Annotated in this window: 33 protein-coding genes; 20 read left to right on the forward strand and 13 right to left on the reverse strand. The window is 37.4% G+C overall.

What is annotated here, in order from left to right; all coding sequences use genetic code 11:
* Positions 1 to 7: 7 nt before the first annotated feature.
* From ACFOSX_RS13610 to ACFOSX_RS13630, 5 genes are all read right to left on the reverse strand, one after another.
* Positions 8 to 892: a mechanosensitive ion channel family protein gene (locus tag ACFOSX_RS13610; RefSeq protein ID WP_386102318.1), complete on the reverse strand. Its 885-nt coding sequence runs from the start codon at positions 890 to 892 to the stop codon at positions 8 to 10.
* A gap of 4 nt (positions 893 to 896) precedes the next feature.
* Positions 897 to 2,210, reverse strand: a complete 1,314-nt coding sequence (locus ACFOSX_RS13615; RefSeq protein WP_386102321.1) for an ABC transporter permease — start codon at positions 2,208 to 2,210, stop codon at positions 897 to 899.
* Positions 2,207 to 3,145, reverse strand: a complete 939-nt coding sequence (locus tag ACFOSX_RS13620; protein ID WP_386102324.1) for an ABC transporter ATP-binding protein — start codon at positions 3,143 to 3,145, stop codon at positions 2,207 to 2,209. The genes ACFOSX_RS13615 and ACFOSX_RS13620 overlap by 4 nt, the downstream gene beginning before the upstream one ends.
* Before the next feature lie 265 nt (positions 3,146 to 3,410).
* Entirely contained in the window at positions 3,411 to 4,526 is a 1,116-nt protein-coding gene (dnaJ, locus tag ACFOSX_RS13625; RefSeq protein ID WP_386102327.1) for a molecular chaperone DnaJ, read from the reverse strand.
* Positions 4,527 to 4,558: 32 nt separating this feature from the next.
* The gene (locus tag ACFOSX_RS13630) at positions 4,559 to 5,101 is read right to left on the reverse strand and encodes a nucleotide exchange factor GrpE (RefSeq protein WP_386102330.1); all 543 of its coding nucleotides are present in this window, start codon (positions 5,099 to 5,101) and stop codon (positions 4,559 to 4,561) included.
* 156 nt (positions 5,102 to 5,257) lie between these two features.
* Between ACFOSX_RS13630 and ACFOSX_RS13635 the strand changes: the two genes are divergently transcribed.
* Positions 5,258 to 5,908, forward strand: coding sequence for a YceI family protein (locus ACFOSX_RS13635; protein WP_386102333.1), 651 nt, complete (start codon positions 5,258 to 5,260; stop codon positions 5,906 to 5,908).
* A 73-nt stretch (positions 5,909 to 5,981) separates the two neighbouring features.
* Here ACFOSX_RS13635 and ACFOSX_RS13640 read toward each other — a convergent pair whose 3' ends face one another.
* Positions 5,982 to 6,494, reverse strand: a complete 513-nt coding sequence (locus tag ACFOSX_RS13640; protein ID WP_386102336.1) for a fasciclin domain-containing protein — start codon at positions 6,492 to 6,494, stop codon at positions 5,982 to 5,984.
* A gap of 125 nt (positions 6,495 to 6,619) precedes the next feature.
* On the opposite strand from ACFOSX_RS13640, the gene ACFOSX_RS13645 reads away from it, so the two are divergent.
* The 3 genes from ACFOSX_RS13645 (at position 6,620) to ACFOSX_RS13655 (ending at position 9,431) form a co-directional block, all read left to right on the forward strand.
* On the forward strand, positions 6,620 to 7,177 hold the full coding sequence (locus ACFOSX_RS13645; protein WP_386102339.1) for an RNA polymerase sigma factor: 558 nt from the start codon (positions 6,620 to 6,622) through the stop codon (positions 7,175 to 7,177).
* Positions 7,174 to 7,959, forward strand: coding sequence for an anti-sigma factor (locus ACFOSX_RS13650; protein WP_386102342.1), 786 nt, complete (start codon positions 7,174 to 7,176; stop codon positions 7,957 to 7,959). The genes ACFOSX_RS13645 and ACFOSX_RS13650 overlap by 4 nt, the downstream gene beginning before the upstream one ends.
* Positions 7,960 to 8,195: 236 nt before the next feature.
* Entirely contained in the window at positions 8,196 to 9,431 is a 1,236-nt protein-coding gene (locus tag ACFOSX_RS13655; protein WP_386102345.1) for a DEAD/DEAH box helicase, read from the forward strand.
* A gap of 120 nt (positions 9,432 to 9,551) precedes the next feature.
* Here ACFOSX_RS13655 and ACFOSX_RS13660 read toward each other — a convergent pair whose 3' ends face one another.
* Genes ACFOSX_RS13660 through ACFOSX_RS13675 form a run of 4 tightly spaced genes read right to left on the reverse strand, consistent with a single transcriptional unit; the run spans position 9,552 to position 12,408 of the window.
* Positions 9,552 to 10,190: a hypothetical protein gene (locus ACFOSX_RS13660; RefSeq protein WP_386102348.1), complete on the reverse strand. Its 639-nt coding sequence runs from the start codon at positions 10,188 to 10,190 to the stop codon at positions 9,552 to 9,554.
* A gap of 2 nt (positions 10,191 to 10,192) precedes the next feature.
* Positions 10,193 to 11,374: a hypothetical protein gene (locus tag ACFOSX_RS13665; RefSeq protein ID WP_386102351.1), complete on the reverse strand. Its 1,182-nt coding sequence runs from the start codon at positions 11,372 to 11,374 to the stop codon at positions 10,193 to 10,195.
* Entirely contained in the window at positions 11,358 to 11,879 is a 522-nt protein-coding gene (locus ACFOSX_RS13670) for a hypothetical protein (RefSeq protein WP_386102354.1), read from the reverse strand. Before ACFOSX_RS13670 ends, ACFOSX_RS13665 begins: the two co-directional genes overlap by 17 nt.
* A complete protein-coding gene (locus tag ACFOSX_RS13675; RefSeq protein ID WP_386102356.1) occupies positions 11,863 to 12,408 on the reverse strand; it encodes an RNA polymerase sigma factor in 546 nt (181 codons plus the stop codon). Before ACFOSX_RS13675 ends, ACFOSX_RS13670 begins: the two co-directional genes overlap by 17 nt.
* A gap of 123 nt (positions 12,409 to 12,531) precedes the next feature.
* On the opposite strand from ACFOSX_RS13675, the gene ACFOSX_RS13680 reads away from it, so the two are divergent.
* Positions 12,532 to 13,851: a hypothetical protein gene (locus ACFOSX_RS13680; protein ID WP_386102359.1), complete on the forward strand. Its 1,320-nt coding sequence runs from the start codon at positions 12,532 to 12,534 to the stop codon at positions 13,849 to 13,851.
* Here the strand turns inward: ACFOSX_RS13680 and ACFOSX_RS13685 are convergent.
* Positions 13,848 to 14,252, reverse strand: coding sequence for a hypothetical protein (locus ACFOSX_RS13685; RefSeq protein ID WP_386102362.1), 405 nt, complete (start codon positions 14,250 to 14,252; stop codon positions 13,848 to 13,850). The genes ACFOSX_RS13680 and ACFOSX_RS13685 overlap by 4 nt on opposite strands.
* Positions 14,242 to 14,820: an RNA polymerase sigma factor gene (locus ACFOSX_RS13690; RefSeq protein ID WP_386102365.1), complete on the reverse strand. Its 579-nt coding sequence runs from the start codon at positions 14,818 to 14,820 to the stop codon at positions 14,242 to 14,244. Before ACFOSX_RS13690 ends, ACFOSX_RS13685 begins: the two co-directional genes overlap by 11 nt.
* A gap of 143 nt (positions 14,821 to 14,963) precedes the next feature.
* Here ACFOSX_RS13690 and ACFOSX_RS13695 point away from each other — a divergent pair, with 143 nt between their 5' ends.
* The 4 genes from ACFOSX_RS13695 to ACFOSX_RS13710 all read left to right on the forward strand — a co-directional run bounded on the left by ACFOSX_RS13695 (position 14,964) and on the right by ACFOSX_RS13710 (position 16,949).
* Entirely contained in the window at positions 14,964 to 15,311 is a 348-nt protein-coding gene (locus ACFOSX_RS13695) for a DUF6249 domain-containing protein (RefSeq protein ID WP_386102368.1), read from the forward strand.
* A gap of 77 nt (positions 15,312 to 15,388) precedes the next feature.
* The gene (locus ACFOSX_RS13700) at positions 15,389 to 16,375 is read left to right on the forward strand and encodes a hypothetical protein (RefSeq protein WP_386102371.1); all 987 of its coding nucleotides are present in this window, start codon (positions 15,389 to 15,391) and stop codon (positions 16,373 to 16,375) included.
* Positions 16,368 to 16,721, forward strand: a complete 354-nt coding sequence (locus ACFOSX_RS13705; protein WP_386102374.1) for a DoxX family protein — start codon at positions 16,368 to 16,370, stop codon at positions 16,719 to 16,721. Before ACFOSX_RS13700 ends, ACFOSX_RS13705 begins: the two co-directional genes overlap by 8 nt.
* Before the next feature lie 57 nt (positions 16,722 to 16,778).
* Positions 16,779 to 16,949, forward strand: a complete 171-nt coding sequence (locus tag ACFOSX_RS13710; RefSeq protein WP_386102377.1) for a hypothetical protein — start codon at positions 16,779 to 16,781, stop codon at positions 16,947 to 16,949.
* On the opposite strand, the gene ACFOSX_RS13715 is transcribed toward ACFOSX_RS13710, so the two are convergent.
* Positions 16,950 to 17,630 carry a M15 family metallopeptidase gene (locus ACFOSX_RS13715; protein ID WP_386102380.1) on the reverse strand — a complete coding sequence of 227 codons (681 nt, stop codon included), beginning with the start codon at positions 17,628 to 17,630 and terminating at the stop codon, positions 16,950 to 16,952. It lies immediately after the preceding gene.
* Between the two features lie 30 nt (positions 17,631 to 17,660).
* On the opposite strand from ACFOSX_RS13715, the gene ACFOSX_RS13720 reads away from it, so the two are divergent.
* The 11 genes from ACFOSX_RS13720 (at position 17,661) to ACFOSX_RS13770 (ending at position 26,309) form a co-directional block, all read left to right on the forward strand.
* Complete coding sequence (locus tag ACFOSX_RS13720; protein ID WP_386102383.1) at positions 17,661 to 18,260, forward strand: alpha-ketoglutarate-dependent dioxygenase AlkB family protein; 600 nt, start codon at positions 17,661 to 17,663, stop codon at positions 18,258 to 18,260.
* Between the two features lie 384 nt (positions 18,261 to 18,644).
* Entirely contained in the window at positions 18,645 to 19,577 is a 933-nt protein-coding gene (locus ACFOSX_RS13725) for an alpha/beta hydrolase family protein (protein WP_386102386.1), read from the forward strand.
* Positions 19,578 to 19,706: 129 nt separating this feature from the next.
* Positions 19,707 to 20,444 carry an outer membrane protein gene (locus ACFOSX_RS13730; RefSeq protein WP_386102389.1) on the forward strand — a complete coding sequence of 246 codons (738 nt, stop codon included), beginning with the start codon at positions 19,707 to 19,709 and terminating at the stop codon, positions 20,442 to 20,444.
* A gap of 668 nt (positions 20,445 to 21,112) precedes the next feature.
* Positions 21,113 to 21,973: an SPFH domain-containing protein gene (locus ACFOSX_RS13735; RefSeq protein ID WP_386102392.1), complete on the forward strand. Its 861-nt coding sequence runs from the start codon at positions 21,113 to 21,115 to the stop codon at positions 21,971 to 21,973.
* Between the two features lie 2 nt (positions 21,974 to 21,975).
* On the forward strand, positions 21,976 to 22,161 hold the full coding sequence (locus ACFOSX_RS13740) for a hypothetical protein (RefSeq protein ID WP_386102395.1): 186 nt from the start codon (positions 21,976 to 21,978) through the stop codon (positions 22,159 to 22,161).
* Positions 22,139 to 22,633: a hypothetical protein gene (locus tag ACFOSX_RS13745; RefSeq protein WP_386102398.1), complete on the forward strand. Its 495-nt coding sequence runs from the start codon at positions 22,139 to 22,141 to the stop codon at positions 22,631 to 22,633. Before ACFOSX_RS13740 ends, ACFOSX_RS13745 begins: the two co-directional genes overlap by 23 nt.
* Positions 22,634 to 22,639: 6 nt before the next feature.
* Positions 22,640 to 23,152, forward strand: coding sequence for a DUF1648 domain-containing protein (locus ACFOSX_RS13750; protein ID WP_386102401.1), 513 nt, complete (start codon positions 22,640 to 22,642; stop codon positions 23,150 to 23,152).
* Complete coding sequence (locus ACFOSX_RS13755) at positions 23,145 to 23,321, forward strand: Arc family DNA-binding protein (protein WP_386102404.1); 177 nt, start codon at positions 23,145 to 23,147, stop codon at positions 23,319 to 23,321. The genes ACFOSX_RS13750 and ACFOSX_RS13755 overlap by 8 nt, the downstream gene beginning before the upstream one ends.
* 53 nt (positions 23,322 to 23,374) lie before the next feature.
* Positions 23,375 to 24,640, forward strand: coding sequence for a DUF819 family protein (locus ACFOSX_RS13760; RefSeq protein ID WP_386102407.1), 1,266 nt, complete (start codon positions 23,375 to 23,377; stop codon positions 24,638 to 24,640).
* A gap of 52 nt (positions 24,641 to 24,692) precedes the next feature.
* Complete coding sequence (locus tag ACFOSX_RS13765) at positions 24,693 to 25,397, forward strand: DUF4369 domain-containing protein (protein ID WP_386102410.1); 705 nt, start codon at positions 24,693 to 24,695, stop codon at positions 25,395 to 25,397.
* Between the two features lie 9 nt (positions 25,398 to 25,406).
* Entirely contained in the window at positions 25,407 to 26,309 is a 903-nt protein-coding gene (locus ACFOSX_RS13770; RefSeq protein ID WP_386102413.1) for a histone deacetylase family protein, read from the forward strand.
* The last annotated feature ends 34 nt before the right edge of the window (positions 26,310 to 26,343 follow it).

Genomic DNA, 26,343 nt, shown 5'->3' on the forward strand with positions numbered 1-26,343 from the left:
AAGTTGCTTATTTCTTTGGTTCTATGATATGAATATCGCGCTGCGGGAATGGAATGGAAACATTATTTTCCCGGAAAAGCCGATCTATTTCGAATCGAATATCACTTTTTGGGAACGTTGCCTTAAAGCTATCATTTAGTGTAAATACAATTCTGAAATTCAGCGAACTATCTCCAAAGTTCGTAAATAGTACTGTTGGCTCTGGCTCAGACAATACATCTTCGTTTGTACTGGCCGCCTGAATTAAAAGACGTTTTACCAATTGCACATCACTTCCATAAGCAACGCCCACGTCTACGCTTTCGCGCGTGAGAGTTCCATTCTGAGTCCAATTGTATAAAATATTGGTGAGATAGCGATGATTGGGAATGATAAGAACACGATTATCTATGGTTACAGCACGTGTTGTCCTCAACTTGATTTCTTCAACCCGGCCAACCTTACCATCAATCTCAATAATGTCACCGACGTGTACCGATTGGTCAATGAGAATAAAAACGCCAGAAATGATATCCTGAAAAAAAGTCTGCAAGGCCAAACCAATACCAATAAGAAGCGCCGCAGAGGCTGCAAACACGGCAGTGACATCAACACCAACTGAATTCAGAGTAATCAAGAATATGATAACAAACACCAACCAACGGAAATAGCCGAAAACCACACTGAATTTACTCTTATCATCCTCTGGTAATCTTCGGGTAAGAATTCTGAATAATATTCTTAAAACAATAGTTGTAATAAAAATTGCCGTTACTACAATCAGCAAATCAAATATAGAAACTGTAATATCATCGGTAAAGTCAATATGCTGATTAAGAAAACTTTTTATATTTTCCCAAGCCGAACTTTCTGAGATTTTATCGGTTAATTCTGAAATATCCTGATACGCCATGTACTTAATATTTTAACCATTTAAACAATTCTTTATACGTTGGTTTTTTACCATACATTAAAATACCAACTCTGTATATTTTAGCAGCAAACCAAACAGTAAGGGTAAATGTCCCGATTAAAATTACCAAAGAAAGTAATTGTTGCCAAATAGGTACCCCGAACGGAATCCTCATTAACATTACGACTGGCGAAGTCAATGGTATAAATGAGAAAACCGTCGACACTGTTCCGTGCGGATCTTCTATCACAGTAAACATTCCTACATAAACCGCCAGAATCAATGGCATTAAAATCGGTAGCATAAACTGCTGGGTATCCGTTTCATTATCAACGGCTGCACCAACGGCTGCATATAGAGAACTATATAATAGATAACCACCAATAAAGAAAAACATAAAGGCGATAACCAGATTGGTCATAGGCAAATTCCCTATTGAAGTAATCACCGTTTCGGCCATAGCCTGAGCGCCTTCTGATTTCATGGCCTCATTAACCAACTCTTGCTGTGGCGTATTCATCTGTGTCATGTCAATACCAAAAATGGCAGAAACTACGGTTAGCAAAACGCCACCCAAAACGACCCAAATTGCAAATTGCGTAATCCCAGCTAAAGACGTGCCAATGATTTTTCCCATCATCAATTGAATAGGCTTTACAGAGGAAATTATGACTTCTATTATTCGGCTGGTTTTTTCTTCAATAACACTTCGCATTATCATATTTCCATAGATTATGATAAACATGAAGAGTAAATACCCGGCAATTCCCCCAAAACTCAACTTTAAAATATTATCGATTTTTGATGTTTTCTCACCTTCAAAACTTTCTTGTGAAATATCAACGCTGGTGCGTGAAGATCGAATGACCTCGATGTCCATACCATTTTCAATAAGTTTGAGGTCGTTGATTTTTCGTTCAATTTTATTTTCCAAGCCCGAAATAAAAGTTAGAGACGGTGAATCTTCTGAAAAGAATTTTACATTCTTTGCTAAGTCTTCCAGTCGTTCTGTTCGTTCAATATACAGCAGACCGTAGGAATCATCTTCTTTAACCTTGGCCTTGGCCTCTTCTAAATCATAATCATCAAGAATTTGGTAAGTCGTTCGTTCTGTGTTTTCAAAAACTGATTCTACAATTCCAGTTTGGTCCAGAATGGCGATAGTTCGTTTTTTGTCATTGTTCAACTGTGACAGATAGGCTACAACAGCTATCAGAGCAATCATAATCAACGGACTAACAAAAGTCATGATAATAAATGCTTTGTTTCGAACTTTGGTGAGATATTCACGCTTTATGATTAATGGCAGATGGTTCATATCTCGTTGTCTTTATCTTGTACAGTTTGAATAAAAATATCATTCGCCGAAGGAATCAATTCCACAAAATGATTAACCTCAGCCATAGATGTTAAAAATGATAATAGTTGGTTTGGAGAGGTCTCGTCATTAATTCTTACATTCAATTTAATGTCATCATTCAACGTTTTGAAGGTTGCTGGCTTCACTTCGAATTTATTTTGAATCGCTTCCAATACAGAATCTTTATTATCTGCATGCAACCCAATTTCATAGGTATTCGATTTAAAGTTACGCTGAATATCAGTCAACTTTCCATCGAGAATTTTGTTCGACTTGTGAATCAAAGCAATATGGTCACAAAGTTCTTCTACAGATTCCATACGATGGGTTGAAAAGATAACCGTTGAACCTTCTTCTCGTAATTGTAGAATTTCATCCTTTATAATATTGGCATTAATCGGGTCAAAACCTGAAAAAGGTTCATCAAAAATCAACAATTTTGGTCGGTGTAAAACGGTTACGATAAATTGAATTTTCTGTGCCTGACCTTTACTCAGTTCTTGTATTTTCTTATTCCACCAATCGCCGATATCTAGTTTATCGAACCAGTGTTTCAATCGAGCTTTGGCTTCAGACTTAGACATACCTTTCAATTGTGCTAAGTACAAGGCCTGTTCTCCAACTTTCATTGACTTGTATAAACCACGCTCTTCAGGCAAATAACCAATATCCCTAATATGCTCTTGTTTTAAAGGCTGACCATCTAAAAACACCTTTCCGGTATCTGGCATGGTGATTTGATTGATGATTCTAATAAGTGTGGTTTTACCTGCGCCATTTGGCCCCAGAAGACCGAAAATACTGCCTTTTGGAACAGCGATTGACACATTATTAAGAGCCTTAAAATTTCCGAAACTTTTCGAAACCGACTCTGCAACCAGAAGGTTATCCATAGTGTAATTTATGCTTGCTTGATTAAGAAGTGTAAATATATTAAATGAAATACAGTCTAAGGTGCCATATGACTTAAAAGAATGGATGATTTTAAGAAGTTTGAACAGCAGATTAGTTTTATCTGAAGACCTATTTTAAAAAACAAAACCCACCCTTATTTTTACAACAAGGATGGGAAAAAATTGCTATGAAAAAGAAAAATTATCACTGAATAGCATCAGTGATAATTCAAATATAGTCTTTTTTGTGAAAAACCCTTAAATTTTAAGAAAACATATCCTTTACCTTCTCAAAAAACGATTTATCGCTTTTTTCGGGTTTGGGCTGAAAATGCTCATCGCTTCGCATGCTTTCAAAGAAATCTTTTTGGCTTTTATCTAAGGTTTTTGGTGTCCATACATTAACATGCACCAACAAATCACCCTTGCCGTAGCCGTTGATACTCGGTATACCTTTTCCTCGTAATCTCAAGATTTTACCAGACTGAACACCAGGTTCAACTTTGATTCTTACTTTTCCGGTTACAGTATCTATTTCAAGCGATGCACCCAAAACGGCATCTGGCATACTTACATATAAGTCGTAATGTAAATTGTCGCCTTCACGCTTAAGTGTTGCATGCTCTTTTTCCTGAATGACCACCAACAAATCACCTGCAATACCGTCACCAGGCGCCGCATTACCTTTTCCGGTCACCTTTAATTGCATCCCATCAACAACACCTGCCGGAATCTTTACAGATACCATTTCTTCTTTAGCAATCATTCCTTGCGCATCAGCATCCGAAGGTTTTTTGTCTAAAATTTGCCCTGCACCACCACATGTATGACAAGGCGCAGACGTTTGCATACGCCCTAAAATAGTATTTTGAATCTTAGTGACTTGGCCTGCACCGTTACAAGTACTGCAGGTTTTATAGGTAACGCCGTCCGCTTGGACTTTGCGCTTCACTTTGATTTTCTTTTCAACACCATTGGCAACTTCCTCCAGCGTAAGATTCACGCGGATTCTAAGATTGCTTCCTTTAACGACACGGCGACCACCGCCACCGAAACCGCCGAAGCCTCCGCCACCGCCAAAAGCGCCGCCGAAAATATCCCCGAATTGGCTGAATATGTCATCCATATTCATACCGCCGCCGCCGAATCCACCGCCACCTTCAAAGGCTTGGTGACCAAACTGGTCGTAACGTTGTTTCTTTTCAGGATTACTTAAGACTTCATAAGCCTCTGCCGCTTTTTTGAACTTTTCCTCAGCTTCTTTATCATCTGGATTTTTATCCGGATGATACTTCACAGCCATTTTACGATAGGCTTTTTTTATATCTGCATCGGAAGACGATTTATTGACTCCTAATATTTCGTAATAATCTTCTTTCATATGTACTGTCCGCAATAGCGGTTATCTAATATTTATTGTCCAATAACAACTTTTGGAAAACGAATGACCTTCTCGCCCAACTTATAACCGCGCTCTATGACGTCGACAATTTTCCCTTTTAAGTCATCAGACGGAGCTGGAACTTGTGTTACAGCTTCGTGGTTATCGGCATTAAAGGTATCGCCTTGATTGACTTCAATTTTAGACAAGCCTTTTTGCTCCAAGGTGGACATCAATTTTTGGTAAATCAATAGTACGCCTTTGCGCAATTCTTCGGCTTCCTTGTCTTCTTCAATATGGGTAAGGGCACGTTCAAAATCATCCAAAACAGGCAATATGGCCACCATAACATCCTGACTTGCGGTTTTAAATAAATCCACTCGTTCCTTACTGGTGCGTTTTTTATAATTTTCAAACTCCGCAAAAAGACGCATAAACTTGTCTTTTTCCTTAGCTAAATCTTCTTGCAGTTGCTCCTCAACTGAAAGTGCATCCTGAACTTCCTCTTGTGTTTCTTGCATATTCACCTCTATTTGAGGCTCTTCAACGGTTGTATCCTTATCTTTTTTGCTCATTGTAAAGCTTATCTTTAAATTAAATCTTCGATTTAGAGTTGGCAAAAGTACTGCCATTATTTGAATAATGTCAAAATGTCATTAACATATATTTAAACCTTTTTAGAGTAATTAATGGCTAATTTTGCGACAGAACCAAAAACAAAATTATAACCAATGAAAAAATTAGTATTTAGTTTAGTTGCTATCGCAACTTTAAGTTTAACAAGTTGTAACGACAAAGCAAAAGAAGCAGAAACATCTGAAGCCGAAGAAGCGGCCGTTGCCGAAGTGACTGCCACAGCTTACACTATTTCAACTGACGATTCTACAATTATGTGGAAAGGTTTTAAGCCAACTGGAACTCACAATGGTGAGATTGCAGTTTCTGGAGGTGATTTAAGTGTTGAAGATGGCATGATTAAGAGTGGTACGGTAACCATTGATATGGGAACCATTGAGGTTAAGGACATCCCTGCCGAAGAGGAAGGTAATGCAAAATTAAAAGGCCATTTAAGTAGCCCTGATTTTTTTGATGTAGAAACATATCCTACAGCAAAATTTGTAGTGACCGGCATGTCTGAAGCTGATGGGAAAACCATGTTACAAGGAAATCTTACTTTGAAAGATGCTACGAATAATGTGAGCATTCCCGTAAGTACTTCAATGAATGGAGATGTAATGACTTTAACCAGTGAAGCCTTTACAATTGACCGTTCTAAGTGGAATGTAAAATACGGGTCTAAATCGTTTTTTGATGATTTGGGTGACTCTTTTATCAACGATGATATTGAATTACAAATTAGCGTGAAAGCCAACAAAGCTTAACATTTGAATCGATTTACAGTATGAAAAAAGCCACGCAATGCGTGGCTTTTCTTTTCATAGCTATTAATTCCCATTAGTTAGGCATTACAACTGTATCGATGACGTGGATGACACCGTTACTTGCTTTCACATCGGTAGCTACAATCTCACTGTAGTTTCCGTTTTGGTCTTTCAACCAAATTTTTCCATCCTTAGACATTACAGTAAGTTCTTGTCCATTTAAGGCTTTCACTGTGACCTTTCCATTATTCTTTTTTAGAGCAGCAACAACATCACTCGCCATCAACTTTGATGGGATCACATGATACGTTAAGATGTTGGTTAAGGCTTCCTTATTCTCAGGTTTTAATAGATTTCCTAAAGTCTTTTGGTCAATCTTGGCGAAGGCCGCATTTGTAGGAGCAAATACTGTGAAGTCACCATCGCTACTTAAAGCGCCAACTAAGTCTGCAGCTTTGACGGCGGCTACTAAAGTTGAAAAATCATCGTTCCCAGCGGCAACATCTACAATAGTGTTTTGTGCAGTAGCGAACTGTGATAAGGTTAAGGCTACAACTGTGCTTAAAATAAATACTAACTTTTTCATTTTGTTTTGTTTTGGTTAAACTAATTAGTGCAACTCTTTTCTTTTGAGGTGCTTTCAATTATATTTACACTAGTCATTTCCTGATGGATGAGAAGTCTAGGATTTTTGTGAAATGTTTAACACTAATGGAAAGCGATTTAATCCACATAAAGCAACTTCAAAATAAAAACCAAGACGGTTTTTCTGAGCTTTACGATAAATACTCAGGAGCCATTTATATGGTGATTCTAAAAATGATTAGAAATGAGGTGGTCGCTCAAGAGTTGCTTCAAGACACCTTTATGACGGTCTGGAATAAAAGTCACCAATACAATTCAGACAAAGGCCGTTTCTATACTTGGGTTTATCGCATCGCACGAAATAAAACTTTAAATCACATAAGAAAAGAGAAAAACCTCATCCAAACGGAAGATTTAGGTGTATATACTAATAAAGAAGAAAGCGTTACCATAGACCCTGAAAACCCAGAATTGCAAGGGCGCATAAAACAGTTGCAACCGCATCATCAAAAAGCTATAGAGCTTGTTTATTTCAGTGGTCTCACGCATAGAGAGGCTCATAAAGAATTGGATGTGCCTTTAGGAACATTCAAATCTTATGTTCAGCAAGCCCTGCGCGAACTGCGCAACTTGTACAAATCCTCGATGGTTCTACTTTTTTTACTTTTGAAAATGATGCAATGATAGATAAGAAGCGAATTTTAGACGAAGGTCTGTTGGAACAATATGCTCTTGGCCATTTAAATGATAAAGACCAAGCACAGATTGAATTCGCCATAACCAACGATGCTGAACTAAAGAATGCGCTGGATGAAATTGAAGAGACTATAGAATTAGTTGCTTTAGAAAACACTCAGGAACCTCCAAAATCAATAAAAGACCAACTTTTACAGTCTACCTCTACTAAGGAAACAAAAGTCGTTTCCATCGCTCCTAACCCGAACAACACCTATAAAACATACCTCGGAATTGCAGTTGCGTTAGCAACTTTTCTTATGCTGAGTAACTTTTGGATGTATTCTGAAATGCAAGAGGCAAATCAAAATATTGAGGTAGTCAATGAGCAAAATAACCAACTGATTCAAGATTTAAAATCTTTGGAAAGTCAGTTTGAAGAGAACAACAAATGGATGGCAGTACTCTCTGACCCCAATGCTGAAACTTATGTATTAAAAGGTAATGACACAGCACCGACTGCGGAAATTGTGAGTTACATTAACCATGATAAAAAATCGGTAGTTATTAATGCGAAAACCCTTCCGGAGTTAGATGACGAGCACGACTACCAGATGTGGGCCGATGTTGACGGGGTAATGATAGATATGGGCATTATTCCAAAAGGTGAAAAGCTTATAGCAATGACCTATATTGAAAATTCAGAGTCTTTAAATGTAACCATTGAACCTGCCGGTGGTAATGACCACCCGACTGTGGAGCGTTTGATTACCAATGTGTATCTAAAATAAAAACCCCAACCTTTCGGCCGGGGTTCTTTCTCAAAAAGAGATTCCTACATAAAGTAAAAATCGGATTAATAGCCTCTTTATATATTGTTAATCCACATCGCTGTGGTATATTTCCTTTGTTCATCATACTTACGTAATTATCAGAGGGTTGGTTTTATAAATTTTGAATGTTTTGCATATGTATTCAGAAAGCTCCTATTTTAAATAGTCTACCTTTGCATAAAATCAGTGATAGTATGTCTTTTAAGGATTTTCAACTTATAAAACCTTTACTAAAATCTATTGAAGCTAGTGGTTATTCACAGCCCACTTTGGTGCAAGAACGCTCTATACCTATTATTTTGGAGGGAAAGGATTTAGTTGCTTCTGCAAATACAGGCACTGGAAAAACCGCCTCATTTGTATTACCGATTTTGCAACAATTGATAGATTTTCAGGATGCTCCGAAACGCGGAAAGAAAATTAGAGCACTGATTTTGAGTCCGACACGAGAATTAGCGGTACAAACCCAGGAAACGTTTAAAGTATTAGGGCAATTTACCAATCTACGTTCCATGGTAGTTTTTGGAGGCACCTCTATTGAACCACAAATTGAGCAACTCAAAAAAGGTGTGGATATTTTAGTAGCAACTCCAGGACGACTTCTTGATTTACATAAACAGGATTACATTAACCTTGATTATATACAAACACTGGTTTTAGATGAAGCCGACTTAATGCTAAACCTGGGTTTTCTGGACGACGTTAAAAAAGTGGAACGCCTCTGTCCTAAGGACAAACAGACGCTTTTGTTCTCAGCGACTATTCCCGAAAAAATAGAACAACTCGGCGACCAACTCCTCAAAAATCCTGAACGGGTTGATGTAACAACAGAAAACTCCACCGTAAAAGAAATCAACCAATCGCTCTATTACGTCACAAAACGAAACAAAATTAGTTTGTGTCAGCATTTGTTGCGCAACCAAATCAAAGGCAATGTGCTCATCTTTAGACGTACTAAATTCGGGGTAGAAAAGCTTGAAGAACGCTTAGCAGAAGTCGGGTATAAAGTCGACACGCTTCATGGCAATAAAAATCAAAGCGAACGCCAAACCGCACTCAACAAATTTAAAAATGGATATTCCAAAATTTTAATTGCGACGGATGTGGCTTCCCGTGGGATAGATATTGATTCCCTCGATAACGTTCTTAATTTTGATTTACCCAACGTCCCAGAAACCTACGTCCACCGCATAGGTCGCACAGGTCGTGCTGGGGAAACCGGAATGTCCTTTGCTTTCTGCTCTCCCGACGAAAAAAATTATGTCAAAGCAATTGAGACCTTTACGAATCAACCAATCCCTGTTGTGGATGACCATCCGTACCCGATGGACCCAAATACAAAATCAACCGTTCATAAAAAGAAAGGGAGCAAGTATAAAAAAGGACGAAAGGGCGAAGGTGCTAAGAGTCGGAAGAAGCGGTGGTATTAGAATATTTTCAAATTTCAATAACCAAATTCCAATCGTGTCTGGCAAATCTATCTGTCCGCAGACGGGAATTTAGGGTAGTGTGAAATATACCCACTTTTCACTAAATACTACAATTGAAAACTATTCAAACTTCATCTCAAAGAGTAAATAGTGTTCAATCCCGAAGCGTTTTCCCCAGTTCTCTAAATCCTTTCCGGCGGTGCCGACTTCGCACCAAGATTTAGAGCCGTCTTCACGCTCGTAAGGTAAAATGTAGGCTAATAAATAGAAGGGTTCGTTGTAGTTGAGTTCTAAATTACTTTCTTCGGCGATGTTTCGTAAGCTGTACTCGTCCGAGTCTATGGCATCATATGCCTTGGTAATGCTGAAGCGCGGGAATTTAAAAGTCATTTTCAATTTATTATCCTGTGTCCGTTTTGAAATAATGCGCATTTTCATCAATGATTCCTTTAGGGTTTCAAATTCTTTGACACCAAAATCTTTACTATCTAAAACCACGGATTCTGACTTTAGTTTTCCATTCCAAATTTCCTTCACTTTGATTTTATAGGACTTGCCTTTTAGCTTCTCGCCTTCAAATTTTAATTTTTGATAGTCTATGCCTTCAAACTGAAGCACATCACTCATTTCTGCATTGTTGGAGCCATAATCGACTTCCATTTTCAGCCCTGATGGATTGTTAAAATCTACCTGATAGCTTTGTGCTGTTAAACCGCTGAAGCAAATCAATGCAACAGCTACTGCTTGTAATTTTTTCATGATTATTTGTTTATTATTTTAATTGAATCGTTGTGTGAATAGATGATGCCATGAACCATATCGAAAGAAATTTTACCCGAGGACGGCTCTCCAGGATGTGGCTCTTTAGTCATCATGGTGAATTTTTGAGCTTTCTTGGTGGGTTGCATATTTATTTCCATCCCGTCACTCAACAAATTCTTTGTGTTGTTACCAACCACTTTAAAACTGTGGTTTTTTTCAGGGTAGAAAAAATGGATTTTAGAATATTCAGAAAACAAATCGAATCGATTAAATGATGCTCCCCAATTGTAAAACCAATACTCGCTATTAAAGTCTGTAATGGTGTTGTTTTTAGCAATCTCCCCAATTTTGACTTTAGAGAATTCCGATGTGATTTTTGAATTTGAAAGGCTTCCAATCTTACCTGAATAAACACTATTCAAGGTGTAATTTCCTCCTGTTATATTTTCCACTTCAAAGGCGAAGACATTTTTTAATTTAAATCTGTTATAGGGATTGCTTAGTGACTTAGCTCTAAAGACACCTGTCGTCAATTCCACATTAAGCTCATTTCTAACATCTGAATTCAAATAAATCTGTGAATTCTCTGCATTGATATTCAACTTAACGAATGGAGGTACTTTAATAATGAATTTACTTTTTAAGATATCTACTTTCTTTTTGCTGACTTGGTTATACATATTATTTCTTGAATTCCCTTTGAAGAAAGCAAACTGTTCAATGATATGTTCCAAACTCGGCTTGCGGTTTTTCCGAATCACGCTCAACAATGAATCCTTAGATATTTGAACTACTGAATCTGTTTTCTTCGACACCGATTGATTGGGCTTGAGTAAAAGGTTCTTGGTATCACCTACCGAAAAATTGATAGGGTTAATCGCAGTACTACTATTTGCAGTTAGACTGATATGATTTCCGCTATACGACACTTTGGCCGTAATCTCTTTAATTGCGCTTTTTATTTGCTTGTCCGTGTAGCCTTCAAAATCTAAGCGGTACATAAAATGAACTTTGCCATCCGTAGATTCTTCTATGCCTACGGTCGTGTTTTTCAAATTAAAAACAACGCTTTTTTCTTTATTCACTTCAATGCTTTCTGAAAGAATGACCCGTGTCTCTTGCCCATAAGCCCATACAGACATAATGAGCATCAGCGAATAGAATTTATATCGTAGTTTCATCTGGTGCTGTTTTTTTATTTAATATTTTAATGTGCTCTTGTATGTCTTTCAACAATTGCAATCTGGTTTGAAGATTTTGAATCAAGGATTCCACCACCAGAATATTATTGGTATCATTTTTAAAGGCTTCGGAAATCTCTTGGTAGTCAGCATCTAAATCCTTCAGTTTTTGATCGTAACGTTTTACTAAAACCTCATCGGTGGCGAGCTGTTTAAAATTTTGCCATTCGGTTTCTATGTTTTTAAGGTATTCTGCTTCAACCGCTTCCACTTGCGCTAATAAAGGCGAGGTCTCGGTTTGCGGCCCTTCCGATTTAAAAATGAAAAAACTTACCGTTAATGCTATGACCAAAACCGCCACTAGTCTTAACCAAATGTATATACTAGACTTGTTTTGCTTATTTTCTTTAAGCTTCGCCAAGAACTCTTCTCTATGATTATTTGGTAATTGTTTTGTACCGCTTTCGTCTTCCGACTTAAAAAGGTCTCTAATGTCCTGTTTCATAATATGCTGTATTTAACAGTTCCCGCACTTGCAATTTTGCGCGACGGAGCTGTGTTCTAGATGTTCGTTTTTCAATATTTAAAATGTTTGAAATCTCTTCATGGTCGTAACCTTCAATCAAGTATAGCGTTATAACCAATCTGTATTTTTCGGGCAAGGTGTCGATGGCTTTGAGAATATCTTGCTTAATAATGGTGCTTTCAAATTGCCAATCGTCATCATCCGTAATCTGAAGGTTTTCCGTTTCTAAAGACTCAGCTTTAAACTGACGTTTCTTTAATGCGTCAATACACTGATTGATGATAATCCGTTTTAACCACGCGCCAAAAGTTGCTGTTGTTTTGTACGTTTCAATATTCAAAAATGCTTTTAAAAACCCCTCTTGCATGGCGTCTTTGGCGTCATCTTCATTCTTAAGATATCTGCAAGCCACGTTAAACATAGCATCACAGTAACTATCATAAATCTGCATCTGTGCTTTTTGGTTACCGCGCTGGCACGCCTTTATTACTTGATTGGTATTCTGCATTAAGTTGGGTTAGGGTCGCTACTATTAAAAACGAGTAAAAATGAACAGCGTTTCAAAAAGAGTGAAAAAAACTTGAAATCCCTTCAATATCTTTAAATTTACTCTTCTATAAACCTCCGACCAATGAGTAACGATTACCAAAATCCGGCCTTTAAAAAGTTATTACAGAAACTACAGGAAGAGAGTTGGCAGTTGGAGTTGCTGATTTCGGGTTTTGCTATTTTGGGATTGTTTACGGCGTATCCATATTTAGATGTTGCGTCTACCGAAGCTAATTATGAGGATAAAACACTATTGCAGATTGTGCTTATGGTGGCTTTGGTTTCTTGCTCTATTCTTATACTAAATTTAATTCTGCATGTTTTACTTCGTGGCTTATGGATTGGTGCTCTCGGATTGCGCTACGTCTCGGGTGATATTGACTACGAAGTTCTTAATTACGGCAGAAAGTTTACAAAATTCCTCAAGAAAAAAGTTGGTTCGTTCGATCGATATATTGCCACACTAGAAAATTACTGTAGTGTTATTTTTGCCATTTCGTTTTTATTGATTTTTTATGTGCTTTCCTTCGCCTTTACTATCGGGTTTATTGCACTAATCATCAATTTTCTCTTAGATGATGAAGGTATATTGGGTGAGGCAGGAGTATATGTTGGCATTCCTTTAATGCTGTTTATTGTATTTGGTATGTTCCTGACCTTCATTGACTTTATCACCCAAGGCTGGTTAAAAAAGAAGAATTGGATTAGTAGAATCTACTTTCCGATTTATTGGGTATTTAGCTTTATAACATTGTCCTTTCTATATCGGCCAATAGTTTATAATTTCCTAGACAACAAATTTGGAAGACGACTGAGTTTTGCCTTGGTACCATTATACATTTTAATCTTGGTTGGCACGAGTTATACCTACCAAAAATCGAATTATTTTAGATTCGATGAAAATTCCAGCAAGATAGTTGCTAATGCCAGAAATTACGAAGACCAGCTTGTCGATGATGATGATTTTATTAAGGATGTTGCAATTTCCTCCAAAGTGGTATCTAATAACTACCTCAAAGTTTTTCTGCTTTTTGATGAGAGTATAGAAAATGATTTATACCGATTTAATCCCGAATTAAAGCCTAGTGAAGATGGCCGAGGGATACGTTCACAAATGAGTTTTACCAATAATGACAATTGGCGAGAGACTATGACCCTGCGCCCAATATACATGAAGACTTTAAATGATGTATACACCATACAAATAGATTCTACAGACTACGAGAGCCAATTTGTAGTTAGTCAATCCGTTAAAAAACAAAATGGATTTGAAACTTATGTCGGTATAAAAGACTTACCAGAAGGAAAACACCTTTTGAAGATTTTAGAAAAACGTATCAAAAAGCAAGACACCAACAAATACATCTATAAAAATATTCCGTTTTGGTATTTTCCGGATTAAAAGTTTAAACGATTGTTGAAATAATTCTTCAAAACACCGACTTGTACACCGACCATCAAAGCGAATAAGACAGCGCTATACATTATGGTTTGAGAAAATTCTAGATTGAAATTTTTAAACGGATTAAAACTATATTGTGATACATCCAAAGCATTCAAAATTTGGGAATCTCCCGAAGAATCATTTAGAATCGTATAAGCTACAATACCTAAAACAGCAGTAAATACCAGTGCCCAAACGGGTTTTGAAATCAAAGGTTTGTAAACCGTGGCGCTCTTGGCAGGCTGAGCTTCAATCTTCGCCATAAGATTATCCATAAAGGCGTCCGACGGTTTTTCTAACCCGTCATTCTTCATCAATCTATCTACAAAATCGTCTAACTTTTTCTTTTCAGGTGCCATAATTACTAATTGTTTCTGGTTCTAAATACCGTTGTAAAATGACGGCTAATTTTTTTCGTGCTCTAAACAACTTTACTTTTAAAGTGTTAGCTGAGGCACTCATTGTTTCTGCAATTTCTTCTAAAGATAAGTCTTCAAAATAAAATAAGGTCAATATATAGGCATCATCACTTGGCAATTTGTTTACGCAGGCTTTGATGGTGTTTTGCCGTTCTGCATCAATCATGTTGGTTAGGGCGTTGTCAATTGTTTCCAACTTATGCTCCGTAAATTCATTGATTGGCACATCAGCCAAATGTTTTTTGTTCTTCTTTATTCTATCCAAGCACGTATTATAAGCGATTTTATAAATCCAGGTGGATAATTTAGCATCGCCCTTAAAGCGTTGAATCGATTTATATACTTTTAAAAAAGCATCTTGCGACACTTCTTCGGCCTCTTCCCTATTTTTTAACATCCGAAATGCCAATGTAAACACCAAGTCCTTGTACTGATGCACCAATTGCGCATAGGCTTTGGTATTGCCCTCACAAATTTGTGCGATAAGTTGGTGGTCGTTGGTGGTCATTTGTTGTTAAGACGATTTTTTCTCCTGAAAGGTTACAGAAATAAAAAAATTATTTTTTATGTAACCTCAGTGAAACTTTGGTCGTCATAAGCTATGAAACAAAAAACGAACAATTAAATTATTAACCAATTAAATCAAACATTATGGATGAAGATATTTTAATCCCAATCAGTTTATTCTTAGCCGTTTTTGGCATTGTTTATCTCTATTTCTCAACCCGAAACAAAGAACGCTTAGCCCTTATTGAAAAAGGGGCGGATGCCAGTATTTTTATGAAAGGGAAGCAACACACGGCTCCTATTTGGAAAGTGCTTATTCTAAACCTCGCCTTACTATTAATGAGTCTTGGTATTGGTGTTTTTATTGCCTCAATAATGCATTATAATTTGGGTGTTCATGACGGAATAGCTTTTCCTGGCACTTTATTACTAATGGCAGGGATTGGTCTCTTTGTTGGGTTCAACATGACCAAAAATTTAGATAAAGAATAAACTCCAACCAATCAAGCAAACTCTAAACGCCCTTTTTGGGCGTTTTTTTATGCCGTATAAAACTGTATCTTTAAATCATGAGGTATAGTCTCTTTTTCATTCTACTCGTTTTATGCGGTGCATTCTGTAACTCGCAAATAAAAATTACTGATAGTACTACCAAATACCCAGTTTCATATGCCACGGTGTCTTTCGGCAACGGGCAAGGGATTTTTGCGGATGATGAGGGTGTTTTTGTTTTTAATAAAAAACTATATCCCGATGTGGATTCACTGTTCATTTCGGCTTTAGGTTATAAAAATCTTAACCTCTCTACTGAAAATCTAAAAACAGAGCTTATTCTGAAACCACAAATTGACAAGCTAGATGAAGTGGTGATTACCACGGTCATTACGAAAGACCGAAAGTTTAAAACCGAAGAGCTCAAACCTTACTTAGACGATGATTATTATAACTGTTGGCTCCCAACTATAGAATCTGAAATCGCTGTCTTCTTCCCCAATGAAAGTGACCAAACCACACGCTTGGAAGCTATTAAATTTCCAATTGCATTAGAATCCAAAGATTGGAACAACCGAAAAAAATCAAACAGCGACAAAAAGAAATTTTCTACGCTTTTTAAAGTGAATATTTACGCAAACGCTGATGGTATCCCAGGAGATGTTCTTACTTATGAAACCTTGGTATTTCGGTCTACGGAAACAGATGGGGATTATCATGAATTGAATGTTCAGGATTTAGATATCATCATGCCAGACAATGGGATGTTTGTATCCCTACAAGTCTTGGGTTATACTGATAAAACCGGAAAGCTTCTTCCTAACAAAAAATACAAGGAGATTAAGGGTCGGGAAGGCACCGTTAAAATCCCGACGAATTTTCGGCCACTTTTGCCATTTACGGATGAGATGGATGGCCATCGCACTTTCGTAAAACGTGTGTTTATCAATGGCAACGCTTGGCTCGCCTTTAAGCCCAACAACGGTTTTAATTCCTCACTACTCAAAAAAGAACTTTTCAATTATGGCATAGGACTAACACTAAACCGATTTAAAGATGAATGAACCATGGCACTTTTACGCAATGTCCGCCTTTTATATCATAGCTGGCATAACACATTTTATTAAACCAAAATGGTACGTTGGGGTTATTCCAAAATTTCTTCCAAGCCGAAAAACCTTGGTTCTAGGCAGTGGCGTTATTGAAATTTTGCTGGGAGTTGGCTTATTATTTGATGAAACACGGGAAATTTCACTTATCGGAATCATACTTATGTTGGCGCTCTTTTTGGTCGTACACGTGCATATGCTGAATGACGAAAAGATTCTTTCAAAATTCCCAAAATGGTTATTGATTGTTAGGATTCCGCTTCAATTTGTATTGATGTATTGGGCGTATTCCTATCTTTAATCTTGAAATTAAACACGAATACCCTTTTAGTTTGAATAACCATTAAAACTTTCCATCTTGAAAAATAAAACCGGACTCATCATTTCCATTATCGGCGTGCTCATCATATTAGCTGTTGTGATTTATCAGGCAAAGACAGGAGAATCTGCATTATTGTTTATACCGTTTGGATTGGCATTAAATATTATTGGATTAATCATCCACGTAAAGCAGAATAAAAAACCTTAATTATTTAATAGGAAAGTCAAAATACGTATTCGGAAATGGCTCGCCTCGCAACGTAAAATGCCACCATTCTTTAGAGTAGCTTCTAAAGCCATGTTTATTCATAACGGTTTGAAGCAATTGCCTATTTTTCTTTTGAGATTCGGTTAAATTCGGATGATTGACCCAAGATACTTCGCCAAAAAAGTCATACGGACTTCCCATATCCAATGGCTCATTGGTTTCGCCATCAATTATGGTTAAATCTAAGGTACTTCCTCGACTATGCCCCGATTTACTGGCAATGTAACCCAGTTTAAAAAGGTGACGCTTGTTGACGTTTGGGTAGAATTCAGATTTACTTACAGTATCATTGACCTGCTTTGCCCAACGCACAAAATGATTCACAGCACGTTGCGGACGATAGCCGTCATAGACACGCAAACACAAATTTTTCGTTTGTAGTTCATCTTGAACTTTTTTCAATTGCAATGCCGACGCCTTCGTAATGAATAATCGGTTGGCATGATAACCATCGATAGTATCGCCAACAAAATTATAGTCCGTGTAGTAGCGTAATTCCACATCCAAATCCGGAATAATGGTTTTGGCATCAACAAAGCTTTCTGGGATTTCAGACTGTGGTTGACTTCCAAATAAAAAGAAAACCACACAAAAGAGCAAGATGTAATTTTTGTATATCATGGGCTATTGCTAAATTAGAGAAAAAAAGCCTTGCAACTGTTTCCTGACACAAATGAGCACCTAATTCTTCCCAATGCGGAACTAATTTATGTACCCGATTTCTTTAGCTTGAAAGCATCTGACGCCTATTTTAACAGCCTTCAAAATGATACTCCTTGGCAACATGATGATATAAAAGTCTTCGGGAAGACCTACAAACAACCGCGATTGACGGCACTTTATGGCGAAGATGACCGACCTTATTCCTATAGCAATATTACTATGCAACCCCATTCGTTTTCTTCGGACTTAAAAATAATTAAGGACAAAGTTGAAGCGTTTAGCGATGCAACATTCAATTCGGTATTACTTAATTGGTATAGAGACGGACAGGATAGTAATGGCTGGCATGCCGATAATGAAGCGTCTTTGGGCCAAAATCCCATCATTGCCTCCGTCACGTTTGGAAGCGAACGTCCGTTTCATTTTGCACACAGAACACTAAAAGACCAACGCCACAGACTAATACTAAAACATGGAAGTTTATTGATAATGAAAGGCGAAATGCAACATTATTGGCTACATCAAATTGCAAAAACGAAGAAAGATATTGGCGGTCGGATTAATTTAACCTTCAGAAAACTTATCTAATCAAGACCGATATTAAAATAAAAAGCCGAGATCCCTCAATCTCGGCTTTTCTAATAATTTGCTTTTTTAAAATGTTAGTAGATTCAGGGTCTCTAATTCCATTAACATAAGGCAAATATTAATTAATTAATCCATTGAACTAAAAACTAAATTTTAGTACACGACAAATATATAAGCCTATTTGAATTTTACAGTTTAAATACATAATTAATCGATGAAATACATATTATTTTAACATTTATCGTCAAAATAATGAGTTTTATCGATGAAATACACTCAATTTTTAGATAATCCATTCCGAATGAAACAAAACTACATCCCTTTACGTTTCTATTTTTGGAACATTATTTGCTTTAACTTAGCGATTCAAATATCTCAAATCATATGAAAATTATTCTTGCTGTTTTACTTTTTATGAGTGTTCAATTTAGTTGGTCGCAAGAGCAACCGTTTTTGTCCATGGATATTGAAGTGACGGAATGGATTGACGGAACACTCTTTTTGCCTAACGCTGTTGAAAAACCAGATTTGGTTATTATCATAGCAGGCTCTGGACCTACTAACAGGAATGGTAATCAGAATTTTTTTAAAAACAATGCACTTAAAAAACTCGCAGAAGCGCTTTCCTCTAAAGGCATTGCAACATTTAGATATGACAAGCGTATTGTCAAACAAATTAAAATGGGTAAGGTTGATAAGGACATGAGCTTTGATGATTTTGTATCCGACGCTAGCGACGTTATCGACTATTTTAAAGACAAAGAAACCTATTCTAAAATTTATGTGGCCGGACATAGTCAAGGCAGTTTGGTCGGGATGTTAGCCGGAAAAGACCAATTGGACGGTTTTATTTCCTTAGCTGGAGCAGGTCAAAATATTGGCGATGTCATCATTGAACAAGTTGATAAAACAGCACCATTCTTTACCGAGTCTACAAAAAAGGTAGTAGCAAGCTTGAAGGATGGTAAAAAAACAAAAGACTATCCTAAAGAATTGGGAAGCATGTTTCGTGAAGACCTTCAAGAATTTATGATAAGCTGGATGAAATATAATCCCACAGAAGAATTAAAAGATTTAGACATACCCATTCTTATCATTAATGGAACTAAAGACCTTCAAGTTCCTGAAACGGAAGCAGTACTTCTAAAAGAGAGTAATCCCAAAGCGGAGTTGGTAATCATTGAAAATATGAACCATGTGCTCTTTGAAATTAAGGGGAATGACCTTGAAAATTCAAAATCTTACAATGAGTCTTTTCGCCCAATTTCAGAAGAATTGGTGTCAAGTATTCTAACCTTCATTGAATCAAACCAATAGGCCATTCAACGGCATTTCTTTGCGATGTTCAGCTATTTACAGTCTAAAACAGCTGATTATCGATAGTTGAAGGCGTCTTTGGAATTAAATTCTAATTTGAGACCCTGATTATCAACCAAATCTCAGATTATGAAATTTAAAGTCCTACTTATTGGTTTACTCCTTTTTGCTATGCCTATTACCCAAGCTCAAGAATTTGGTTTTGGGATTCGTGGCGGACTTAATACCTACAGTATTGGGGATATCAATTCTCGTGGCGGGTCGATTTCTAGCGGACAGCCAGATGAACTTTTTAGTCCTGTTAAGGATATGGGCTTTCAGGCTGGCGCCTATTTTGTAGCACAGTTCGGCAAGCTTTATGTTAGACCAGAATTGAATTATGTCTCTTCAAAAAACCATTACGATTTTCCACAGCAACAAGCCAATTGGACGACCTCAAAAATAGACCTTCCTATTTTGGTGGGCTATGATATTGTTGGACCAGTGTCTGTCTATGCCGGACCAGGATTCAATTTCTTTGGAGACACCGAAATTGATGGCGTACAGCAAACTTCATTTACAACAGGAACACCAGGACCCGATTTAGAAAAAACCACTTTCAATGTGAATGTTGGTGTGACCTTCAAATTTAAATACATCGGTATTGATTTACGCTACGAAATGGGTCAGGGAGAAACTGCTGAAGAATTGGAAGATTTTGTTCGCTCATCTTACGGCGTTAATTTGGCAGATTTAAGACCGTACAAACCAAACGTTCTTAGCCTAAGTATTTTTGTGGACTTATTTAGAACAGATACGGGCAATATTGGTAATTTCTTTACGGGATTATTCAAAAGCGATAAGTGCTACTGTCCTTATAATAAATAAGACAAAATCACATCTAAATACCGGTATGGATTTACAACAAAAAAAAAGCATCTCAATTTTTGAGATGCTTTTTTACTAACTAACCAACCAATTGTAATGACTGCGTTTGTAGTATATCGGTAACCAGCCGATAGTCGCTTATGTCATTACGCATTTATATATTCAAAAGCTGTGCCAAAAACTAAATGATATCCTTTTTTATATCGAAATAAAATTTATTTAAAAAGAAAAAGCACCTTCAATCTTGAAGATGCTTTTCTAACTAACCAACCAATGTAATGACTGCGGATTAAGAATGAACGGTAACCAGCCGTTCGGCGCATTATGCCATTACGCTATCATATATTCAAAACGCGTGCCAAACTTTTAAGTATCTGAATTTTAACAATTTAAGCAAGATTTAAAGAACTAATTTGATATTTAGAAGATTGATTCAAAAAGAAAAGCACCTTCATTCCGAAGATGCTTTTACTAACTAACCAACCAATGTAATGCTAGCGTTTAAGTAAATCGGTAACCAGCCGATTTTTGCCTATTGCATTACACAGTCAGTAAGTCAAAACCTGTGCCAAAATGAAGAGATTATTTTTTTATTTCGAAAATTTAATATATCTTTATGATATCAATTTAATATCAAACTAAATTATTAACCACCTAAACCAATTATTATGAAAGAAGAAAGAATCGTCGTCCCAGCCAATGGCTACCTTATGTTGTTGTTGTTTTTGGTTTTATTTTTCGGTGGTATCGTCGCCATCGTCTTAACCCAAACCGGTTGGCCAGTCTTTGCCATTGTAGCATCGCTAATCCTCATGTTTGGATTTGTTATGGTACAACCGAACAACTCTAGAGTACTTTTATTATTCGGAAAGTATGTTGGCACCATTAAAAAGAATGGGTTCTATTGGGTAAATCCATTTTACACCAAAAAGAAAATCTCATTAAGAGCTAGCAATTTTGATAGTGAACGTCTTAAAGTGAATGACAAACTTGGTAATCCTATTATGATAAGTACCATTTTGGTTTGGCGCGTTACCAATACTTATAAAGCCGCTTTTGATGTGGATAATTTTGAAAACTTTGTCCGTGTACAAACAGATGCTGCAGTTCGAAAATTAGCAAGCATGTATCCGTATGACAATTTTGCCGATGAAGGTCATGATGAAGACATAACGCTCCGTTCTAGCGTCAACGAAGTCAGTGAAGCCTTAGAAAAAGAAATTGAAGAACGCTTACTTATTGCGGGTATTGAAGTCTTGGAAGCACGTATCGGTTATTTGGCATACGCCCAAGAAATTGCCAATGCTATGCTGAAACGTCAACAAGCCACTGCCATCGTTGCCGCACGTCATAAAATTGTAGAAGGTGCCGTTAGCATGGTAGAAATGGCCCTAGAAGAGCTGAGCAAAAAAGACATTGTTGAGTTAGACGAAGAGCGTAAAGCCGCTATGGTTAGTAACCTTATGGTTGTATTGTGCAGTGATAAGGATGCTTCACCAATAGTCAATGCCGGAACGTTAAACCATTAATCATGAATTCTAGACAAACATACGCCTTACCCATTGGTACAGCACTTGGCACTAGTTTAGGCACCACAGTTGGCGCCGTTTTAGGACATGTCGCTTTTGGCGTGATTACAGGTTCTATTGTGGGATGCATAATCGGGGTCCTTTTGGCTATGTTTGTTTTTAAGAATGAAAACGAAACTTGGTATTGACATGGACACAACTAAAGAACGTTTCATTATGACGGATGGTTATATTTCTGTGAACAACGAAAAATTGTTTATTGAAGTGAACTCTTCAAAAAAGGATTATAAAGACCGAGGTGGTTGGCTGGGCATATTGCTTGCCTTGGTTGGACTGAGTATTTTTAGAACATTAAGACGGGACAAGTTATTTTCGAGTATTTCAGACTATGTGGATTTGAGCCTTCAAGTTATTGGTGCCGTTACAATCATTGGAATTTTATACTATATATTTTTCATGAGAAAATCTCCAAAAAATCTAGTTATCAACGAGCTGAAAAAAATCGAAATTGAAGCCAAAGATTTAGAAACTGAAGTCAGTTTAATTTTTAACGACAAACGACAAAAAGATTTGGAATTCAGAACGCATGAAAACCAGTTAGAACCGTTTCTTGAAGCCTTGAAGAAACGAAACACACGACTTGAGATTAAACACATATAAATAAACATGAGCAACAACAGACCCAAAATAAAAGTACCGTTTGAAACCGCGGATTACGTCATGGAATTTATATCTATTGCAGTGCTACTAATTATGTGGGGATTGGTTATCACCCAGATTGGCACATTGCCTGAAGAAGTTCCATCGCATTTTGGAGCTAACGGCAAGCCGGATGACTATAATTCAAAAATGACACTTTGGTTGCTCCCAATAATAGCCACAGCGACTTATATAGGACTATTTATCATAAACCGATATCCACACATTCATAACTACAGGGTAAATATCACAGAGGACAATGCATTAGTACAATACCGATTTAGTACTAGAATCGTTAGAATTATCAATCTATTTTGTGCCTTAACCTTTGGGTATCTTGTATATCAGCTCATAGAAGTAGCACAGGGCGAAGCCAATGGTTTAGGGCAATTATTTCTTTATATTGTTCTGGGCGGTAGTTTTATGATTCCGATAATTCTCTTAATCCTGCAAAACCGTTTAAACAAAAAACATGGCTAAGAAAAAAGCATTTGCATTACGGATTAACGAAGAGATGCTTAAGGCTATCGAAAAGTGGGCCTCGGATGAATTCCGAAGCACAAACGGGCAGATAGAATGGATGCTGATGCAATACCTTAAACAGAACAAACGAGACCCAAAACACAAAGGAAAAAGTGATTCAGATTGAATCACTTTTTTTGGGTCTTTATTTTTGTATTTTGCGTTTCTAATTCTACTTCCATGGAAAACCAACCTTTGATTACAAACGATGCCATCGTCTTCGGGCTACTCATGATTGCCCTCGGATTTGTCTTTTACACGGAATCCCGAAAAGAGGGCTTTTGGCCAAAATTCTATCGCATTGTTCCAGGGTTGTTAATGTGTTACCTCATTCCTGCGATATTTAATTCGGTGGGTTTGATTTCTGATGAAATTTCACAAACCTATTATGTTGCCAGTCGCTATTTCTTACCAGCATCCTTGGTTTTATTGACGTTGAGCATCGACTTAAAAGCTATTTTTAATCTCGGTTGGAAAGCCTTGGTGATGTTCTTTACAGGTACGGCAGGAATCATCATCGGCGGACCAATAGCCATTCTACTCATCTCAGCCGTTTCGCCAGAAACTGTTGGTGGAGCTGGATTTGATGCCACATGGCGAGGGCTTGCCACTTTAGCTGGAAGTTGGATTGGTGGCGGTGCCAATCAGGCCGCAATGCTAGAGATTTACGAATTCAACCAGGAACTCTACGGCGGTATGGTACTCGTTGATATTGTTGTGGCCAATCTTTGGATGGCCATCATTTTATTGGGTATTGGTAAACGCAAAAAGATAGATAATTGGTTAAAGGCGGATAATACGGCGATTGACGAGCTTCAAAATAAAGTACAAGCCTTTAGCGAAAAAATAACACGGATTCCAAGTGTCACTGACCTTATGATAATACTCGCTATTGCATTTTGTGCCGTTGCCATTGCGCATTTGGGCTCTGAATATATTTCAGGATTTTTAAAAGCTAATTTTGAAGTGGTCAGTGATCCAAAAAGTGCCCTATCCTCTTTTGGAAGTGGCTTCTTTTGGCTAATTACAATTGCTACAATTATTGGTGTATTATTATCATTTACCAAAGCAAAAAATTACGAAGGTGCGGGCGCAAGCAAAATTGGGAGTGTTTTTATCTACATCCTCGTAGCGACTATCGGCATGAAAATGGATCTCGGCAAAATACTTGAAAATCCAGGACTTATTTTCATCGGGATTGTTTGGATGACCATTCACGCTGGCTTATTAATCCTTGTCGCTAAACTTATAAAAGCACCATATTTCTTTTTAGCTGTTGGTAGCCAAGCTAATGTTGGTGGCGCCGCTTCTGCTCCAGTAGTTGCAGCTGCTTTCCATCCGTCACTGGCTACGGTTGGTGCACTATTGGCTGTGTTTGGTTATGTAGTCGGAACCTACGGTGCCATACTCTGTGCAGAACTCATGAAAATTGCCGCAGGTGGCTAGTAATTTTAATTTTTAAATGGCATATTTGCGCTTCAAATTTAAGATTTCATTTATGAAACATTTGCTTAAGAACGGATGCCTAGCCTTGATGCTTATCGCTTTATTTTCGTGTAACGTAGACAGTTCAAACTTTACACTAAAAGGAAAAATAAAAGGACTTAAAAAGGGCGTAGTTTACCTCCAAAAAGAAGTTGACACTACCATCATTAATTTAGATTCTTTAGAAATTAAAGGACAGCAAGAGTTTACCTTAAGCACAAATCTTGAAGAACCAATGGTGTTGTATCTGTCGCTTCAAAAGAATGATGGTAAGGAACATTACGTTCCGTTTTTTGCCAATATGGGTGAAATGGAAATCAATACTACGCTAGATGGTTTTAATTTTGATGCGGACATTAAAGGAAGCAAACAGCAAGATGCCTTAAACCAGTACCTGAAATTAATGAAAGGGTTTAACCAAAGAAATCTAGAATTGCTTGAAGAGAATTTTAATGCCATGAAAGACAATAACATTGCCCTTTCAGACTCTTTGCAAGAAGCTTCACAAACCTTGTTTAAGCGTAAATACGCAACGACGATAAACTTTGCATTGAACCACACGGACAATGAAATTGCGCCTTATTTGGCACTCTATGAAATCCCGAATGCAACAAAAAAATATATCGACACCATCTACAATAGCCTTACGCCAGAGATTAAAGCGTCTTATTACGGACGTGAGCTGAAAGAAGCTATGGCGCGTCGGGATAGTTTATAAAATTTTCTTTTGCTAAAAATAGCCTACCACCCTATCTACAGACACCCGTTACCCCTGGGGCACAGGTTTCCGATGGGCAAGTACGAGTTATTATACGAGCAATTATTACATGAAGGTACATGTACGCCAGACAATTTTTTTGAGCCCGAAAAACCGAATCACAAACACCTTGTTGCCGTTCACGAGCCAGAGTATTTTTACGATTTACTAAACATTACCTTAGACCAACGCAAAGCTCGAAAAATAGGGTTTCCATTGAGTGAACTTTTGGTTGAGCGCGAAATGATTATAGCCGATGGCACGCTTAAGGCCAGTGATTACGCTCTTAAGAATGGGATTGCCATGAATATTGCTGGTGGTACACATCACGCCTTTACCGATCGAGGCGAGGCTTTTTGCATGTTGAATGACCAAGCGATTGGTGCACGCTATCTTCTCGATAAACAAGCTGTTTCAAAAGTGTTGATTGTTGATTTGGATGTACATCAGGGCAACGGTACGGCTGAAATTTTTAGAAACGAGCCAAAAGTCTTTACCTTTTCCACGCATGGCAAGAGCAACTATCCTTTCAAAAAAGAAAAAAGTGATTTAGACATTGCGCTTGAGGATAATACCGATGACAACACCTATCTCTCTATTTTAAAAGACACTCTGCCTAAACTCATCTCTGATGTACAACCAGACATCATTTATTACCTAAGTGGTGTAGATGTTATCGGTACCGATAAATTAGGGAAATTGAATATGACGCTCGAGGGCTGTAAAACCCGCGACCAAATTGTACTTCAAACCTGTAAAGATGAAAACATTCCAGTGATGTGTTCCATGGGAGGCGGGTATTCGCCTGATATTAAAACTATTATTGAAGCACATGCCAATACGTTTAGATTGGCGCAGGATATTTTCTTCTGAAAAAACGTTCCCTCGATTAAAGCGTATCTTTGTC

It is taken from the genome of Winogradskyella maritima (genome assembly GCF_042650215.1).
Taxonomy (GTDB): domain Bacteria; phylum Bacteroidota; class Bacteroidia; order Flavobacteriales; family Flavobacteriaceae; genus Winogradskyella; species Winogradskyella maritima.